The organism is Hydrotalea flava, assembly GCF_001623405.1.
GTDB classification, from domain to species: domain Bacteria; phylum Bacteroidota; class Bacteroidia; order Chitinophagales; family Chitinophagaceae; genus Hydrotalea; species Hydrotalea flava.
On the sequence record NZ_LUHG01000078.1, the window covers coordinates 36,644 to 51,009 of the forward strand.

Genomic DNA, 14,366 nt, shown 5'->3' on the forward strand with positions numbered 1-14,366 from the left:
GGCTTATTTTCTAAACAATGCGGTATGCAGGGCAGCCGGTAAAAATACCCGCATAGGTACACTGCGCATAATTTGGAGGTCTTCCCGCAAACTGCTTTCATTATTTAAAAACCGAAGTATGGTGGCAGGTGTATTTTGTTTAAAAATAGCAGCAAATACTTCATGGCCGGGTAATAGTTGTTCTTGCAAAACACGTAATAACACTTTATCAAACCATCTGAATTTTTGCTGCTGTAAAGTAATACCCTGTTTTTTAGGCTCCCCAAACACCAGCAAACTGTTTACAATGGCTTCTGTTTGTTGTTGTATAAAATAAAAAGCATAACCGCTGCTGCCTTTTGCTTGTCCCCCTGCAATTCCTATGGGTATTATATTCCCATCCCTGGCTTGAAAATGATAATTGGTCATGGGTATTTTTCCAAATTCTTCATGCAATACCTCATACGTAGGATCAATCCCATATTTTTCCAGCATATAATCATCAATGGCAGCATCATAGCTTTCTGGCGCTAAAAGCTGTTCGGTAAATAAAGTGTATTCTACCAATGCGGTATTTGCAGTAAATGGCAATACATACATAAATGTGGTGCCGTTATGCTGACTCACCGTAAAATCCATGAAAGTGGCTTTTTCAGCATCAAAAACAGGCGTTGTTGTTTGAATAATTTTACCCTTAAAATGCTGCCACAAAAAATAACCTTTAAAACCCGGCGGCGGCAGTTGGGTTGCATGAACAATGCTATTGAACATAAAGGTAGCGCTAAATACCCCTTTATCAGTCTCCACCACTACACCCTGTGCCGTATTACGCCAATGTTTTACCGTTGCCTGTAAAAAATGTACATTGTTGTATGATGCGCTATGGCTATGTACATAATCATAAAAATCAATACCCCTAATCATTTTGTATTGAAATGGAGCTATTGAAAAAGTTCTATCTGTTTCGGGTGCCACAAAACGCAGTTGCTGCCAACGGTGGTGTACAATGGGCTCAAATAAACCCGTACCTGATTCCCAAAAACACCAGGTACGATCGTTGCTTTTTTTGGTATTTTTATCAATCACCAGTATTTTTTTTTGTTGCAGGTTAGGTTCCTGCAACAGGCGCATCAATAAACTTAAGCCGGCACATCCTGCGCCGGTAATGATATAGTCGAATGACGATGGCAAATATTTCTATTGTTGTTGTGAGGGTATAATAGTATTGTGCTGCACTTGTTGCAGTTGTTCATCTTTCCGCACTTTATTCCAATATTTTTTGGCAACAATCAACATGCCAAAACTTTCTCCTTCTTCTTTACCCAAATGTTTGTGGTGCATTTTATGTGCCCAACGTATGGCCTTAATGTATTTGTTGTTGCTACGTGTAAACCATTTAAACCGCTGGTGTATAATTACTTCGTGCACCAGAAAATAAGCCATCCCATATAAAGCAATGCCAAAGCCAATGGCAGCGGTAAAATAATTGTAATGCTGTAAACCCAGCATAATACACAACCAACTGGGTACTGCAAATATGAGGAAGAAGGCATCATTCTTTTCAAAAAAACCATTCCCTTTTTGGTGGTGGTCTTCATGCAGGTACCATAAAAAACCATGCATAACATATTTATGGGTTAACCAGGTAATGCCTTCCATCACACAGAAAGTAGCAATAGTAACAAATATATATATAACTAACATCATAAGTAAATGCTTAAAACCAAAAAAAACAAAACCTGAATAATAAACAAATGTACAGCGAAATGGTTCTTCTTATAAAAATCCATGTATTGAAAAACGGTTAATAAACCGGCACTGACAAAAAACCAGCAGAGATAATTATACAAGGGTACCTTTACTGTATCCCAATGCCAAAAACCTAATTTAATGGCTGTAGGCTCCATGATTAAATCGAAGCAGGTGGCTAAAATGGCCCCATCAATAATCATTACAATGCGTACTGATTTGCGCTCAAAAAATCCAGGCAAATACACAAAAGGCCTGAACAGGCGTTCTACCAACAATCGCATGATAACACCACTGCAAAACACTACTACAAACCAATATACCCCAATTAGCAAAGGCACACCGGCTAATTGAATGCCCATTACTTTGCCATACGCATAATCACCAAATAACCAGCCGGTATGTACACCAATCATTTCTGTCACCATTCCAATTGCAAAGCACAGGGTAGCGTACATCCAAAAAGCCTTATTGCGTTTGCGCTGATTGGCGATTAACAAAAACAACATCAACAACAAATTGAGTGGGGTGAATGCCACAAACCAATGTTTGTAACCGGTAAACAATATACCCACCACCCCGCTTATATGCACCAATAGTGCAATAAAAACAGAAGTGTTTTCGATTTGTTTATTTGTCATCCCGGGTGCTGATTTTTTTTAAATAAGGAATGGCTAATCCACTCATAATTTTAGCACTTTGCAAACATAAGGGTATACCTCCACCCGGGTGTACACTGCCCCCCACAAAGTATAATCCTTTGATGGTTTTACTGAAATTGGGATGCCGTAAAAAAGCAGACCATATACTGTTGCTGCTGGTACCATACAAGGCGCCTTTATAGGAACCGGTTTTGGTTTCAATTTGCACCGGGTCAAGTATGGCTTCGGCTTCTATTAATGAGGCAATATCAGTTTGCAACATTCGGCTTAACTTGTTTAAAATAGCGGCTTTTGCCTGCTGCTGCAGGGCTACCATGTCGGTACCCGTTGCTGCCGGTACATTCACCATTACAAACCAGTTTTCCTTACCGGCAGGTGCCTGAATGCCTGGCTCACACTTAGCAGTAATGTTGATGTACACGGTAGGATCGGTATACAATTTTTTTTCCTGAAAAATGGCTGAAAATTCTGCTGCATAATCATGGCTGAAAAAAATATTATGCAAATCCAGCTCAGGAAAGGTTTTGGCTATCCCCCAATAAAATATCAGCGCACTGCTGCTGCGCTCCTGCCGGTTTATTTTGGCGGCTGTTTTTTCATCTTTTAATAAATAGCGATAGGTGAAATAAGTATCAACATTGCTCACTACCAGATTAGCCATATACGGTACCCCCTTGCTGTAAATACCTTTTATCCGTCCATTTTTGTGGATAATGCTTTCTACAGGGGCATTAAAATAAAACTGCACACCTTTCTTCAAAGCAAGGCGATGCAATGCATGGGTAATGGCAATCATCCCTCCTTCCGGATAAAAAGTGCCTTCATTCATTTCTAAATGTGGTATTACACTTAGCATACCCGGTGCCCGGTATGGGTTACTGCCATTATAGGTAGCATATCGGTTAAATAACTGTACCGTTTTCTCCTGCCGGAAATATTGTTTGTTCAGTTGGTGTAAACTTTTAAAAAGATGTTTGAAACGAATGGCTGCTAAAGCAGTAATGATTTTTTTTTGAAAAAAAACAGCCGGTTGATGTAACGAATAATTTAAAAATACCGTACCCACCTTGTTGTACAAGTTGGAAGCATCCTTTAAATAATGTACAATATTGGCTGAAGGCTCACCAAGCATTTGCTCTGCTTCTACGGCAAACCGGCTGATATTGGTATAAGCCACTACTTTAGTGCCATCTTCATAAAAATAACGACAGGCCACCGGCATACTACGGTATTGAAAATAGTCACGGATGGGTTCACCGGCCAATTCGAATAAAGCTTCAATATTGGCAGGTTGGGTAAACAAACTGGGGCCTGCATCAAAATGATAGCCATTCAGTTCAAAATAACTCAGCTTGCCACCGGGATAACTGTTTTGTTCAAATACCTGTACCGGATAACCGGCCACAGCCAATCGAATGGCAGCCGCTAAACCTGCTACTCCGGCACCGATAATAATTACGGAAGACTGTTGCTGCATGTAACAAATTTAAAAGGAAAATGCCGGTTGCATTTGCCACCACGCATACACTTTGGGAAAAGCAATCTTAAACCAGGTGGTATACAGCTGAGCATTGGTGGTTAACGCATGCTGAATGGCACCCATAGCAGCATAACGAAAATGGTGCACTTCGGTATTGCAGGGTTCTATTGCTGCATCATAATAACCCACCAGTACATGATCAAATTCATGTTCGGTTAATCCATTTTCAAAAGGAGCACGATATACAAAATCAAATATTTTATGTAAAGGCGTGGTAAATCCCATCTCTTCATGCAACCTTCTTTCTGCTGCATCAATAATGCTTTCACCGGGTCGGGGATGGCTGCAACAGGTATTGGTCCACAAACCCGCACTATGGTATTTCTGCAATGCTCTTTGCTGCAATAATAATTCTCCTTTTGTATTAAAAATAAATACACTGAACGCACGGTGCAGCAAACCTTTTTGGTGGGCTTCCATTTTTTCCATCATCCCAATGGCTTCATCTTTTGTATTGACCAATATTACAGATTCCATAGGAGCACTATTACATTTTTAGCATGAATGATATCGATTTGTATACAAAAACATCGCAAATTGTATACAGTTATATCGAATATTATAACAGGTTCAACTGACCGCGTATTCCGGCCTTTGCTAAAATAACCATTTTGCCATAATCGGGTATGCGAATGCGTTCCTGCATAATTCTATGTGGTGCAGTTTGCTTAATTTTTTTGAACAGGGAGAGGTAATATTTGTATGCTACATATACCCCAAAACGGGCTTTCATGGGCAGTTGCAGAATACCCTGATAGGCCTCATCAAAATCATCCTGAATATCAGTCTCTATAGCTGCTTTCTGTGTTGCACTAAAATTGCGAAAATCACAGCCCGGAAAATAAATCCGGTCTAACCCTTCATAATCGGCCTTTACATCGCGCAGAAAATTTACCTTTTGAAAAGCAGCCCCTAATTTCCTGGCTGCCGGTTTCAATTGCGCATACAATGTTTTGTTTCCATCACAAAATACATGCAAACACATTAAACCCACTACTTCGGCACTTCCATAAATGTATTTTTCATAACCGGCACGGTCGTAACATTGCCGGGTTAAATCCATTTCCATGCTGTGTAAAAAAGCATCAATTAAATCACGTTCAATATGGTATTGATGAACGGTTAACTGAAAACTGTGTAATATCGGGTTCAGACTGATCCCTCTTTCCAATGCATCATAGGTTTGCAGTTTAAATTCTGCCAGCAGGGTTGCTTTATCAAAGTCATGAAAAGTATCTACAATTTCATCGGCAAATCTTACAAATCCATATATATTATGAATGGGTGCCCGTAAATCTTTGTGCAGCAGGTTAATGGCACTGGAGAAAGAAGTGCTGTACTGCTGTGTAGTAATGCGGCTGCATTCCTGACTTACCGAGTGAAACAGTTGCATCATAAACAAACATTTTTTGTAATATAATAATTTCAGGTTTTATCACAACAACATTTAACCAAATTTTTTTACCACTTCTTTTGCCACCACTTCGCCACTGATTAAACTGGGTGGCACACCGGGTCCGGGCACGGTTAATTGTCCGGTGAAAAATAAATTCGCTACTTTTTTGCTATGGCACGATGGTTTTAAAACAGCTGTTTGTAACAAAGTGTTCGCTAAACCATAGGCATTTCCTTTAAAAGCATGGTATTGTTCAACAAAATCCGATTGTGCAAATGTTTCTTTAAACAAAATGGCATCTTTTAAAGACTGGCAATAGTGTTTTTCCATTCGTTCTATTACCTTATTAAAATACATTTCCCGCAGGGCTAAAGTATCGCCTTCTAAACCCGTAGCAACAGGTATGAGTATAAATAAATTTTCATATCCTTCCGGCGCAACAGTACTATCGGTAACAGAAGGAGCACAAACATAAAACAGCGGATCTTCCGGCCATTTTTTGATGGTGTATATTTCACGTCCATGCACTTTAAACGAGGTGTCGAAAAACAAAGTGTGGTGCGTTATCCCTTTAATTTTTTTATTGAGGCCAACATAATACAATAGGGCACTCGGCGCCATGATGCGTTTCTCCCAATATTCGGGAGTATAGGTTCTATAGGGCTTGGGTAATAATTGGGTTTCTACATGATGATAGTCAGCACCTGCTATCACCACATCGGCTTCATAAATTCCGGCATCTGTAATAATGCGGCGTGCATTGCCGTTTTCAATGACTATCTCTTTTACTTCAGCGTTAAAATGAAACTGCACACCCAATGATTCGGCCAACTGATACATGGCCTGCACAATGCGAAACATACCGCCCTGCTGCGGATACCAAGTGCCACCTATTATATCGGCATAATTCATTAAACTGTACAAGGCCGGAGTATTTTCAGGAAGTGCTCCCAGAAACAATACCGGAAATTCCATCAGTTCCCGTATTTTGGAATGTTTAAAATAACGGCCAACATGTTGTTTCATATTGGTAAAAACATCTAATTTAAACAGCCCTGTTATCAAATCTTTATCTAAAAACTCACCCACCGAGCGCCCCGGTTTGTGTACTAATTTTTGAATGCCCACTTTGTATTTATAAGCAGCTTCTTCTAAAAAAACCTCCAAATGTGCCGCACTGCCGAGCTCTAAACTTTCAAGCAATGCCTGAAAAGCCGGATAGCTGGCAGGAATATCCATCGGGCCATCTTTCCAAACTACCCTGTACGAGGGGTCTAATCGTTCTAAGTGATAGTAATCGCTTACCTTTTTACCAAACTGAGCAAAATATCGCTCAAACACATCGGGCATCCAATACCAACTGGGGCCCATATCAAACACAAAACCTTCGCAGTGCATTTGTCGCGCCCTGCCACCCGGACCACTGTGCTTTTCCAATAAGGTTACTTCCCATCCTGCACGCGCCATAAAACTGGCGGCCGACATGCCTGCAAAGCCGGCTCCTATAACAATTGCTTTTTTCTTCATGAGAGGATACTAAGATAACATCGAATTAATGCCTTTCAATTTGCTCTTTCAATAATTTTCGGGCAAAATGTATTCTGCTTTTAATGGTACCCAGCGGTTCATGCAATATATCAGCTATTTCGTGGTATTTAAATCCATCATAATACAACATAAAGGGATTGCGAAAGATTTCGGGCAAGTGATGAATAGCGACCTGTACTTCTTTCATATTGATTTTGGAAAGTGCATCATTGCTCACTGCACCCTGATTGATGTTCAATAAAAATTCATTGGGTGTGCTGTCGAATATGGTTTGCTGCTTGGCTTTTCTCCGGTAATTATTGATGAAAATATTGCGCATAATGGTATACAACCAGGCTTTGATATTGGTACCCACATGGTACTTATCCTGATTGGCCAGAGCGCGATACAGGGTTTCCTGAAACAGATCTTTGGCCTGCTCATTGTCTTTGGTTAACGTAATGGCAAAGGGTTTTAAAAACTCTGCATTGTTCACCAGCATTTGGTTGAATTCTACTATTGACATAACCTGATTGTTTAAATTATGATATTGTAAAGTTAAACAAATATTTTTCGTACTGCCAAATCTTTTGTTTAATATTTTTTATAAAAGATAAAACAAAACTGTGTACCATTCCAGTAGTTTTTTAAGTGTAACAGAATGAGCGGGTTATACATTGTGTTCACCCGTTTTAAACACGGCTGCACCATTTGAAGGTTTTGTTAAATCAACATGATGCCGGTTTTTGGATGGCCGGCTACCCTGCAAGCACAGTACACTCAATGTTTTCGATTATAGATACGTGCTGCATATCTGTCTGGATGAGTATGCGCTTCAATAAGAGCCAATGAACCCATACCGTTTGCCAGTGCAGCAGCATTATAATAGATGCATTGTTTTGGCTGTTGCAGGCAATAAAAAAGCCACTACGATGGTAATGGCCTTCAGTGCTATAGAAAACAGGATTACTCGGTTTTTCCAATGGTAGCAATGTATTCCATTACTTCCGTTAACGATTTTTTAAAACATATATTGTCAGGTACTTTCTTCTTATACTGCTGCACCAATTGACCGGATATTACTACCGGTATTTTGGGCATTGCCACATGCATTTGATACAGCATTTTCTCCAGATTAAAATGATGGGTAACCGAAGTTAAATGTGTGTACATAATATCAGGCTGCTTTGCCTCTGCAACATAAGCCACGTCTTTCATAGGCACATTAGCACCTAAATAATAAATTTTAACACCCCTACTTTTCATTAAATAATACATAAACAACAGTCCCAACTCATGGTGCTCGCCTTCCGGCAAAAACAATAAGGCTGTTTTATTGAGTGGTAGGTGGCTATGGGTGCTTTCAATACCCACAATTAATTTTTGGCGAATAATATTAGTAACCAAATGCTCCTGAGCAGGATTAATATGATTGGTTAACCAAAGAATACCAATCCGTTCCAAAAAGGGAAAAATAATCTGGGTAATGGATTTTTCAATACCCTTGGTCATGATGTAATTGTCTAATACCACCTCAAATTCTTCTAAATTCAGATAAATCATGTGACCAATGAGTTCATTCACTATCCGTTCCTGCTGTGCCTGAATATGTGCCAGCGACAATATTTTATCGTTGATTTCAGCGGGTTTCATACGGTCAATATGCGATATTTTAAAACCGTACTTATTTAACAAAGCAATGTTGAGCAAGGTGCGCAGTTCCTCATTGCTGTACAATCGTATATTGGTTTCAGTGCGCTGCGGCTTTAAAAAATTATAGCGCTGCTCCCAAATACGGATAGTATGCGCTTTAATACCCGACAGGTTCTCTAAATCTTTTATAGTAAACGCATTCATAGTATGTACAACAAGACCGAAAAAAAATTGTTTACTTTTTTAAAGATAAATATTAAACAGTATTCCGGCCGGGATTTTCTTTTACCGGGCTGAACGGGCAACCTGCAATAAATAGGCTCCATACCCGCTCTTAGCATATTGGGCTGCCAGGGCTACCAACTGCGCTTCTGTAATAAAGCCCATCCGAAAGGCTACTTCTTCTATACAGCCAATTTTTTTACTTTGTCTTTTTTCAATTACCCGAACAAACTCACAGGCATCGCTATACGAATCAAAAGTGCCGGTATCTAACCAGGCAGTACCTCTGTTCATAATGCCTACCTGTAATTTACCTTTTTCCAAATACACCCGGTTTACATCGGTAATTTCATATTCACCACGGGGCGAAGGAGCAATGTTTTTGGCAATGTGCACTACTTCATTATCATAAAAATATAAGCCGGGGACGGCGTAATTAGACTTGGGATGTTGTGGCTTTTCCTCTATTGATAAGGCCTTTTGCTGCGCATCAAAGGCCACTACACCATACCTTTCCGGATCCTGCACCTCATAAGCAAATACTGCGGCACCTTCAACATCATTGAACGATTGCAGCAGCTTGCTAAATCCCGATCCGTAAAAAATGTTATCGCCCAATACCAGTGCTACTTTATCCTGCCCAATAAAATCGGCACCAATTACAAAAGCCTGTGCCAACCCGTTGGGCACTTCCTGCACGGCATACGAAAAAGTACAGCCAATTTCTTTACCATCGCTGAGTAAACGCTGGAACTGCGAACTGTCTTCCGGCGTAGTAATAATTAAAATTTCGCGAATACCCGCCAGCATTAAAACAGAAAGCGGATAATAAATCATGGGCTTATCATACACAGGCATCAGTTGTTTGCTAATGCCTTTGGTAATGGGGTACAAACGGGTACCGCTGCCGCCTGCCAAAACAATACCTTTCATATTGTAACAGTTTTATTGTAAAGAATGGTTCCGGTTTTAGAATATGGTTACTGCATTTCGGCTGCTGCCATCTGTTTAAACGACCGAAACAACAATCCGGCGTTTGCAACTATTCCTTTGCTCAAAATCCACAAGTAGCTATCGCATCCTCCCACATAGGCAAAATCCTGTCTTTTTCTGAAATAATCAATGCGTCAGCAGGTATCTGCCAGTTAATCTGCAATTGCGCATCATTGTATCTAATACCCCCTTCTGCCGCTTTGTTGTAATAATTATCACATTTATAAAAAAATACCGCCCGTTCACTCAATACTACAAATCCATGGGCAAAGCCACGGGGCACAAACAACTGCAAATGATTAGCGGCCGATAACTCCACGGCAAAATACTGCCCGAAGCTGGGCGAATCTTTGCGCAGGTCTACCGCTACATCCAATACGGCACCTTCCAAAACCCGCACCAATTTGGCCTGTGCCTGCGGCCCTTTCTGGAAATGCAGGCCCCGCAAAACACCTTTTAAGGAGGCCGACTGATTGTCTTGCACAAAGCAAATATTTAAACCGGTTTGTTTAAAAAAAGTTTGCTGATTAAAACTTTCAAAAAAATAACCTCGCTCATCTTTAAACACAGTGTCTTCTATCAAATAGCAATCCCGCAAAGGGGTAGGCGTTGTTTTCATACATCAATGTATTAATATTGGTGTCGTTTAGTGTACATGGTTTCATAATACTGCTGATAAGCACCACTGGTTACCTGTTGTAACCATTCGCCATTGTTCAGGTACCAGTCAATGGTTTCATTCAGTCCTTCCTCAAAAGTTACGGTAGGCTTCCAGCCTAGTTCCTTATTAATTTTAGTAGCGTCAATGGCATACCGCCTATCGTGCCCGGGACGGTCTTTGATATATGTAATCAGTTGTTCACTTTCACCAGGAGTACGTTGCAGCTTTTCATCCATCAGGCTACAAAGTAGTTTTACCAAATCAATATTCTTCCATTCATTAAATCCGCCAATGGTATAGGTATCATTGATTTTTCCTTTATGGAATAACAAGTCAATAGCGAGTGCATGGTCTTTTACATACAACCAGTCGCGGGTATACAGTCCATCTCCATAAACGGGAAGGGGTTTGCGTTGAATAATGTTATGAATGAATAATGGAATCAGTTTTTCTGGGAAATGATATGGCCCATAGTTGTTAGAGCAATTGGAAATAATGGTATTTAAACCATAGGTTTCGGCATAGGCCCTTACAAAATGATCGGAAGCGGCTTTACTGGCCGAATACGGCGAATTGGGATGATAAGGTGTAGTTTCAGAGAACAACCCGGTTTCGCCCAGCGCACCAAATACCTCATCGGTTGAAACATGGTAAAACAAATGATTATCCCATTGAGCCGCCCAGTGCTTTTTGGCCGTATTCAATAAATTAACCGTACCCACTACATTGGTATACACAAAATCCATGGGTGAAAGTATAGAGCGGTCTACATGCGATTCAGCCGCCAGATGTATCACATCGGTAATATTCCATTGTGCGAACAATGCCTCTAAAGCAGTTGCATTGAGTATATCTACTTTTTCAAACTGATAATTGGCGTAGTGCTCAATATCTTTCAGATTGGCTAAATTACCGGCATACGTCAACGCATCGGCATTAATGATGCGGTACTGCGGATATTTGGTTACAAATAAGCGCACCACATGCGAGCCGATAAATCCAGCTCCACCCGTAATCATGATATTTTTCGTATACATACCTGTCTATCTTTTGTTGGCTGTTCAATTATACAATCATTGTCTTAGTCATTCCAGGGTTCATTTTTCACCTGTTCATATACCATTTTTAACCCTTCTTCTAAGGGAATATGTGCCTGCCATCCTAATCGGTTTAATTTAGATACATCCATCAGTTTGCGTGGTGTGCCATCAGGTTTAGATGTATCAAAACGAATGGCTCCATGAAAACCCGTAATATGTTGAATATGATGCGCCAGTTCGGCAATACTGATGTCTTTCCCCCAACCCACATTCACCAATCCCGGTTCATTGTAATGCTGCATTAAAAACAAACAGGCATCGGCCAAATCATCTACATGCAAAAATTCTCTTTTGGGTGTGCCGGTTCCCCATAATACCACTTCATGCTGCCCTTGACGGGTAGCGGTAATGAATTTGCGTAGCAATGCCGGCAATACATGCGAGGTGTTTAAATCATAATTATCATTCGGCCCGTATAAATTGGTGGGCATGGCTGAAATAAAGTTGCAGCCATATTGCGCCCGGTATGCATCGCACATTTCTATTCCTGCAATTTTTGCAATGGCATAAGGCTGATTGGTAGGCTCTAAATACCCCGATAATAAATATTCCTCCTTCAAAGGCTGTGGTGCCATTTTGGGATAAATGCAGGAAGAACCCAGAAACAACAACTTGGTTACCCCATATAAATAAGCCGCATGAATAATATTGGTTTCTATCATCAAATTCTCATACACAAATTGGGCGCGGTAGGTATTGTTGGCTACAATGCCGCCTACTTTTGCTGCAGCCAGAAAAACATATTCCGGTTTTTCCTGCGCAAAAAAATTAAATACCGCCTGCTGATTTCGCAAATCCAGTTCCATTGAGGTACGGGTAATGATGTTGTTGTACCCGCCCGCCTGTAATGCCCGAACAATGGCACTACCTACCATTCCCCGATGACCTGCCACATAAATTTTTGATGTACTATGCATATTATAATTGCATTCGTTTTGAATAAATATGTTTCGTTACGGTGATTTGTTTAGCAGGATATCATCCGCTATTTTTTGTATTCTCTATCTAATATGCCAAATCCCAACACGCCAAAGACCAACTTGCCAAAATATAACCGCAAAGAGCGCTGAGTGTTACGCAAAGGGCACAGAGTGGGTGGTAAATCTCAGCATCATCCACAAATCAGTCCATCATTCGTACAGGCCATGAACGCCTTGCAACCTGCCAAAGACCAACACCCCATTCCCCATTCCGGTTGGTGAGGACACGCAACCAAGTAGTACGATTGCTAAAGACCAACACCCAACCCCCTATTCAAATTCATTATTCACCCTAAAGCCCTGTTCTTTTAACAATTGTTCGCGTTTAAACAATTCTACATCTGCGGCTACCATTTCAGTTACCATTTCTGCCAGTGTATAGGTAGGTGTCCATCCTAATTTTTCTTTTGCTTTGGTGGCATCTCCAATCAGCAAATCCACCTCCGTTGGCCGGTAATAACGGGCATCTACTTTCACCACCACCTTCCCTTCCGGTACTGCATAACCGCCATGGTTTTCAGTAATATACCCTTCCTCTGTCACTCCGGTGCCTCTAAAGCCAATGTGAATGCCCAGTTCGGCAAATGCCATCTGCACAAAATCGCGGATAGGGGTTGTTATGCCAGTAGCCAGCACAAAATCGTCCGGTTTTTCCTGTTGCAACATGCGCCACATGCCTTCTACATAATCCTTCGCATGGCCCCAGTCGCGCTGCGCATCCAGGTTACCCAAAAACAAGGTATCCTGCAAGCCCAATGCAATCTTCGCCACTGCACGGGTTATCTTCCGGGTTACAAAGGTTTCACCACGCAAGGGCGACTCATGGTTGAATAATATTCCATTGCAGGCAAACATATTGTAGGCTTCCCGGTAGTTTACCGTTATCCAGTAGGCATACAATTTTGCCACTGCATAAGGCGAACGGGGATAGAAGGGGGTGGTTTCACTTTGCGGAACCGCCTGCACTAATCCATACAATTCAGAGGTGGAAGCCTGGTATATTTTTGTTTTTTGTATCAATCCCAATAACCGAACGGCTTCCAGTATCCGCAAAGTACCCAGTCCATCAGCATTGGCCGTATATTCCGGCGTTTCAAAACTCACATGCACATGGCTCATGGCTGCCAGATTGTATATCTCATCCGGCTGCACTTCCTGAATAATGCGGATTAAATTGGTGCTATCGGTTAAATCACCATAATGCAATATCAAATGCCGGTGTGGTACATGCGGGTCTTCATAAAACCGATCAATCCGCCCGGTATTGAACAGCGAGCTGCGCCGCTTAATACCATGCACTTCATACCCTTTTTTCAGTAATAACTCCGCCAAATAGGCGCCATCCTGTCCGGTAATACCGGTAATCAATGCTTTTTTCATATCCGGATGCTTCAATAGTTTGAATGATGTGTACCATCTGCCGCAATTTCCTACTGCCCGCTAACGGGCGCAAAAATAAGGGGTTTTATAGGCAAAGCAGCACTTCACCTGATGGTTTTAATGAATATTTGGAACAAATGGGCATCATCTGTTGCAACCTGCAACCGTAACACCGATGTTCAACAATAAAAAATGGGAAATTTGGCCCGATACCGCCAACACGAATATACGGTATGGAAAAAGTGATTCCAAATTTTTTTTGGGGGGGAGAAGGCAATGCCATTGGGCCGGTATTTTTGTGATGGCAGCCGGAGGATGTTGCTGATGGGCAGTGTTATATGCGCATAGTATTTTTATTTGCTTTCCCGCCCTATCTGCCCAAACAACAATTTATTTGAAATAGTTTGTAAGGTATCATGCAACACGGCTCAGTATGATGATGGAGGAGGCTGCGGTTGGTAAACGGAAAGCCTGCTCCGTAAGCCGCAGCATCCCCCCTTTGCGTTAGTAAGGTGTATGTGGTG

The 14,366-nt window shown here is 41.2% G+C and carries 15 protein-coding genes; 1 reads left to right on the forward strand and 14 read right to left on the reverse strand.

The window, feature by feature from the left end; translation table 11 throughout:
- Positions 1-3: 3 nt before the first annotated feature.
- The 13 genes from A0F92_RS08735 to A0F92_RS08795 form a co-directional block, all read right to left on the reverse strand.
- Positions 4-1,170 carry a lycopene cyclase family protein gene (locus A0F92_RS08735; protein WP_167516952.1) on the reverse strand — a complete coding sequence of 389 codons (1,167 nt, stop codon included), beginning with the start codon at positions 1,168-1,170 and terminating at the stop codon, positions 4-6.
- 6 nt (positions 1,171-1,176) lie between these two features.
- A complete protein-coding gene (locus tag A0F92_RS08740; protein WP_068244407.1) occupies positions 1,177-1,686 on the reverse strand; it encodes a sterol desaturase family protein in 510 nt (169 codons plus the stop codon).
- On the reverse strand, positions 1,683-2,369 hold the full coding sequence (locus A0F92_RS08745; protein ID WP_068244410.1) for a carotenoid biosynthesis protein: 687 nt from the start codon (positions 2,367-2,369) through the stop codon (positions 1,683-1,685). The genes A0F92_RS08740 and A0F92_RS08745 overlap by 4 nt, the downstream gene beginning before the upstream one ends.
- On the reverse strand, positions 2,359-3,867 hold the full coding sequence (gene crtD, locus A0F92_RS08750) for a 1-hydroxycarotenoid 3,4-desaturase CrtD (RefSeq protein ID WP_068244413.1): 1,509 nt from the start codon (positions 3,865-3,867) through the stop codon (positions 2,359-2,361). The genes A0F92_RS08745 and crtD overlap by 11 nt, the downstream gene beginning before the upstream one ends.
- Before the next feature lie 9 nt (positions 3,868-3,876).
- Positions 3,877-4,407 (reverse strand): isopentenyl-diphosphate Delta-isomerase, encoded by a 531-nt coding sequence (gene idi / locus A0F92_RS08755; protein WP_068244416.1) that lies wholly within the window; start codon positions 4,405-4,407, stop codon positions 3,877-3,879.
- Between the two features lie 82 nt (positions 4,408-4,489).
- The gene (locus tag A0F92_RS08760; protein WP_068244418.1) at positions 4,490-5,326 is read right to left on the reverse strand and encodes a phytoene/squalene synthase family protein; all 837 of its coding nucleotides are present in this window, start codon (positions 5,324-5,326) and stop codon (positions 4,490-4,492) included.
- A 51-nt stretch (positions 5,327-5,377) separates the two neighbouring features.
- Complete coding sequence (locus tag A0F92_RS08765; RefSeq protein WP_068244421.1) at positions 5,378-6,853, reverse strand: phytoene desaturase family protein; 1,476 nt, start codon at positions 6,851-6,853, stop codon at positions 5,378-5,380.
- 25 nt (positions 6,854-6,878) lie between these two features.
- Positions 6,879-7,379 (reverse strand): RNA polymerase sigma factor, encoded by a 501-nt coding sequence (locus A0F92_RS08770; protein ID WP_068244424.1) that lies wholly within the window; start codon positions 7,377-7,379, stop codon positions 6,879-6,881.
- 440 nt (positions 7,380-7,819) lie between these two features.
- Positions 7,820-8,710 (reverse strand): MerR family transcriptional regulator, encoded by an 891-nt coding sequence (locus A0F92_RS08775; RefSeq protein WP_068244427.1) that lies wholly within the window; start codon positions 8,708-8,710, stop codon positions 7,820-7,822.
- An 81-nt stretch (positions 8,711-8,791) separates the two neighbouring features.
- On the reverse strand, positions 8,792-9,661 hold the full coding sequence (gene rfbA, locus A0F92_RS08780; protein WP_068244430.1) for a glucose-1-phosphate thymidylyltransferase RfbA: 870 nt from the start codon (positions 9,659-9,661) through the stop codon (positions 8,792-8,794).
- Between the two features lie 121 nt (positions 9,662-9,782).
- Positions 9,783-10,340, reverse strand: a complete 558-nt coding sequence (gene rfbC, locus A0F92_RS08785; protein WP_068244432.1) for a dTDP-4-dehydrorhamnose 3,5-epimerase — start codon at positions 10,338-10,340, stop codon at positions 9,783-9,785.
- A gap of 11 nt (positions 10,341-10,351) precedes the next feature.
- Entirely contained in the window at positions 10,352-11,419 is a 1,068-nt protein-coding gene (gene rfbB / locus A0F92_RS08790; RefSeq protein ID WP_068244434.1) for a dTDP-glucose 4,6-dehydratase, read from the reverse strand.
- Positions 11,420-11,463: 44 nt separating this feature from the next.
- A complete protein-coding gene (locus tag A0F92_RS08795; protein ID WP_068244438.1) occupies positions 11,464-12,399 on the reverse strand; it encodes a GDP-L-fucose synthase family protein in 936 nt (311 codons plus the stop codon).
- A 153-nt stretch (positions 12,400-12,552) separates the two neighbouring features.
- Here A0F92_RS08795 and A0F92_RS15930 point away from each other — a divergent pair, with 153 nt between their 5' ends.
- Positions 12,553-12,684, forward strand: a complete 132-nt coding sequence (locus A0F92_RS15930) for a hypothetical protein (protein WP_262490035.1) — start codon at positions 12,553-12,555, stop codon at positions 12,682-12,684.
- 48 nt (positions 12,685-12,732) lie between these two features.
- Here A0F92_RS15930 and gmd read toward each other — a convergent pair whose 3' ends face one another.
- The gene (gene gmd, locus A0F92_RS08800) at positions 12,733-13,842 is read right to left on the reverse strand and encodes a GDP-mannose 4,6-dehydratase (RefSeq protein WP_068244451.1); all 1,110 of its coding nucleotides are present in this window, start codon (positions 13,840-13,842) and stop codon (positions 12,733-12,735) included.
- Positions 13,843-14,366: the final 524 nt, after the last annotated feature.

Bases quoted from the DNA above. Each gene is read 5' to 3' on its own strand.
- A0F92_RS08740 (WP_068244407.1), bottom strand. From the start codon at position 1,686: ATGATGTTAGTTATATATATATTTGTTACTATTGCTACTTTCTGTGTG.
- A0F92_RS08745 (WP_068244410.1), bottom strand. From the start codon at position 2,369: ATGACAAATAAACAAATCGAAAACACTTCTGTTTTTATTGCACTATTG.
- crtD (WP_068244413.1), bottom strand. From the start codon at position 3,867: ATGCAGCAACAGTCTTCCGTAATTATTATCGGTGCCGGAGTAGCAGGT.
- idi (WP_068244416.1), bottom strand. From the start codon at position 4,407: ATGGAATCTGTAATATTGGTCAATACAAAAGATGAAGCCATTGGGATG.
- A0F92_RS08760 (WP_068244418.1), bottom strand. From the start codon at position 5,326: ATGATGCAACTGTTTCACTCGGTAAGTCAGGAATGCAGCCGCATTACT.
- A0F92_RS08765 (WP_068244421.1), bottom strand. From the start codon at position 6,853: ATGAAGAAAAAAGCAATTGTTATAGGAGCCGGCTTTGCAGGCATGTCG.
- A0F92_RS08770 (WP_068244424.1), bottom strand. From the start codon at position 7,379: ATGTCAATAGTAGAATTCAACCAAATGCTGGTGAACAATGCAGAGTTT.
- A0F92_RS08775 (WP_068244427.1), bottom strand. From the start codon at position 8,710: ATGAATGCGTTTACTATAAAAGATTTAGAGAACCTGTCGGGTATTAAA.
- rfbA (WP_068244430.1), bottom strand. From the start codon at position 9,661: ATGAAAGGTATTGTTTTGGCAGGCGGCAGCGGTACCCGTTTGTACCCC.
- rfbC (WP_068244432.1), bottom strand. From the start codon at position 10,340: ATGAAAACAACGCCTACCCCTTTGCGGGATTGCTATTTGATAGAAGAC.
- rfbB (WP_068244434.1), bottom strand. From the start codon at position 11,419: ATGTATACGAAAAATATCATGATTACGGGTGGAGCTGGATTTATCGGC.
- A0F92_RS08795 (WP_068244438.1), bottom strand. From the start codon at position 12,399: ATGCATAGTACATCAAAAATTTATGTGGCAGGTCATCGGGGAATGGTA.
- gmd (WP_068244451.1), bottom strand. From the start codon at position 13,842: ATGAAAAAAGCATTGATTACCGGTATTACCGGACAGGATGGCGCCTAT.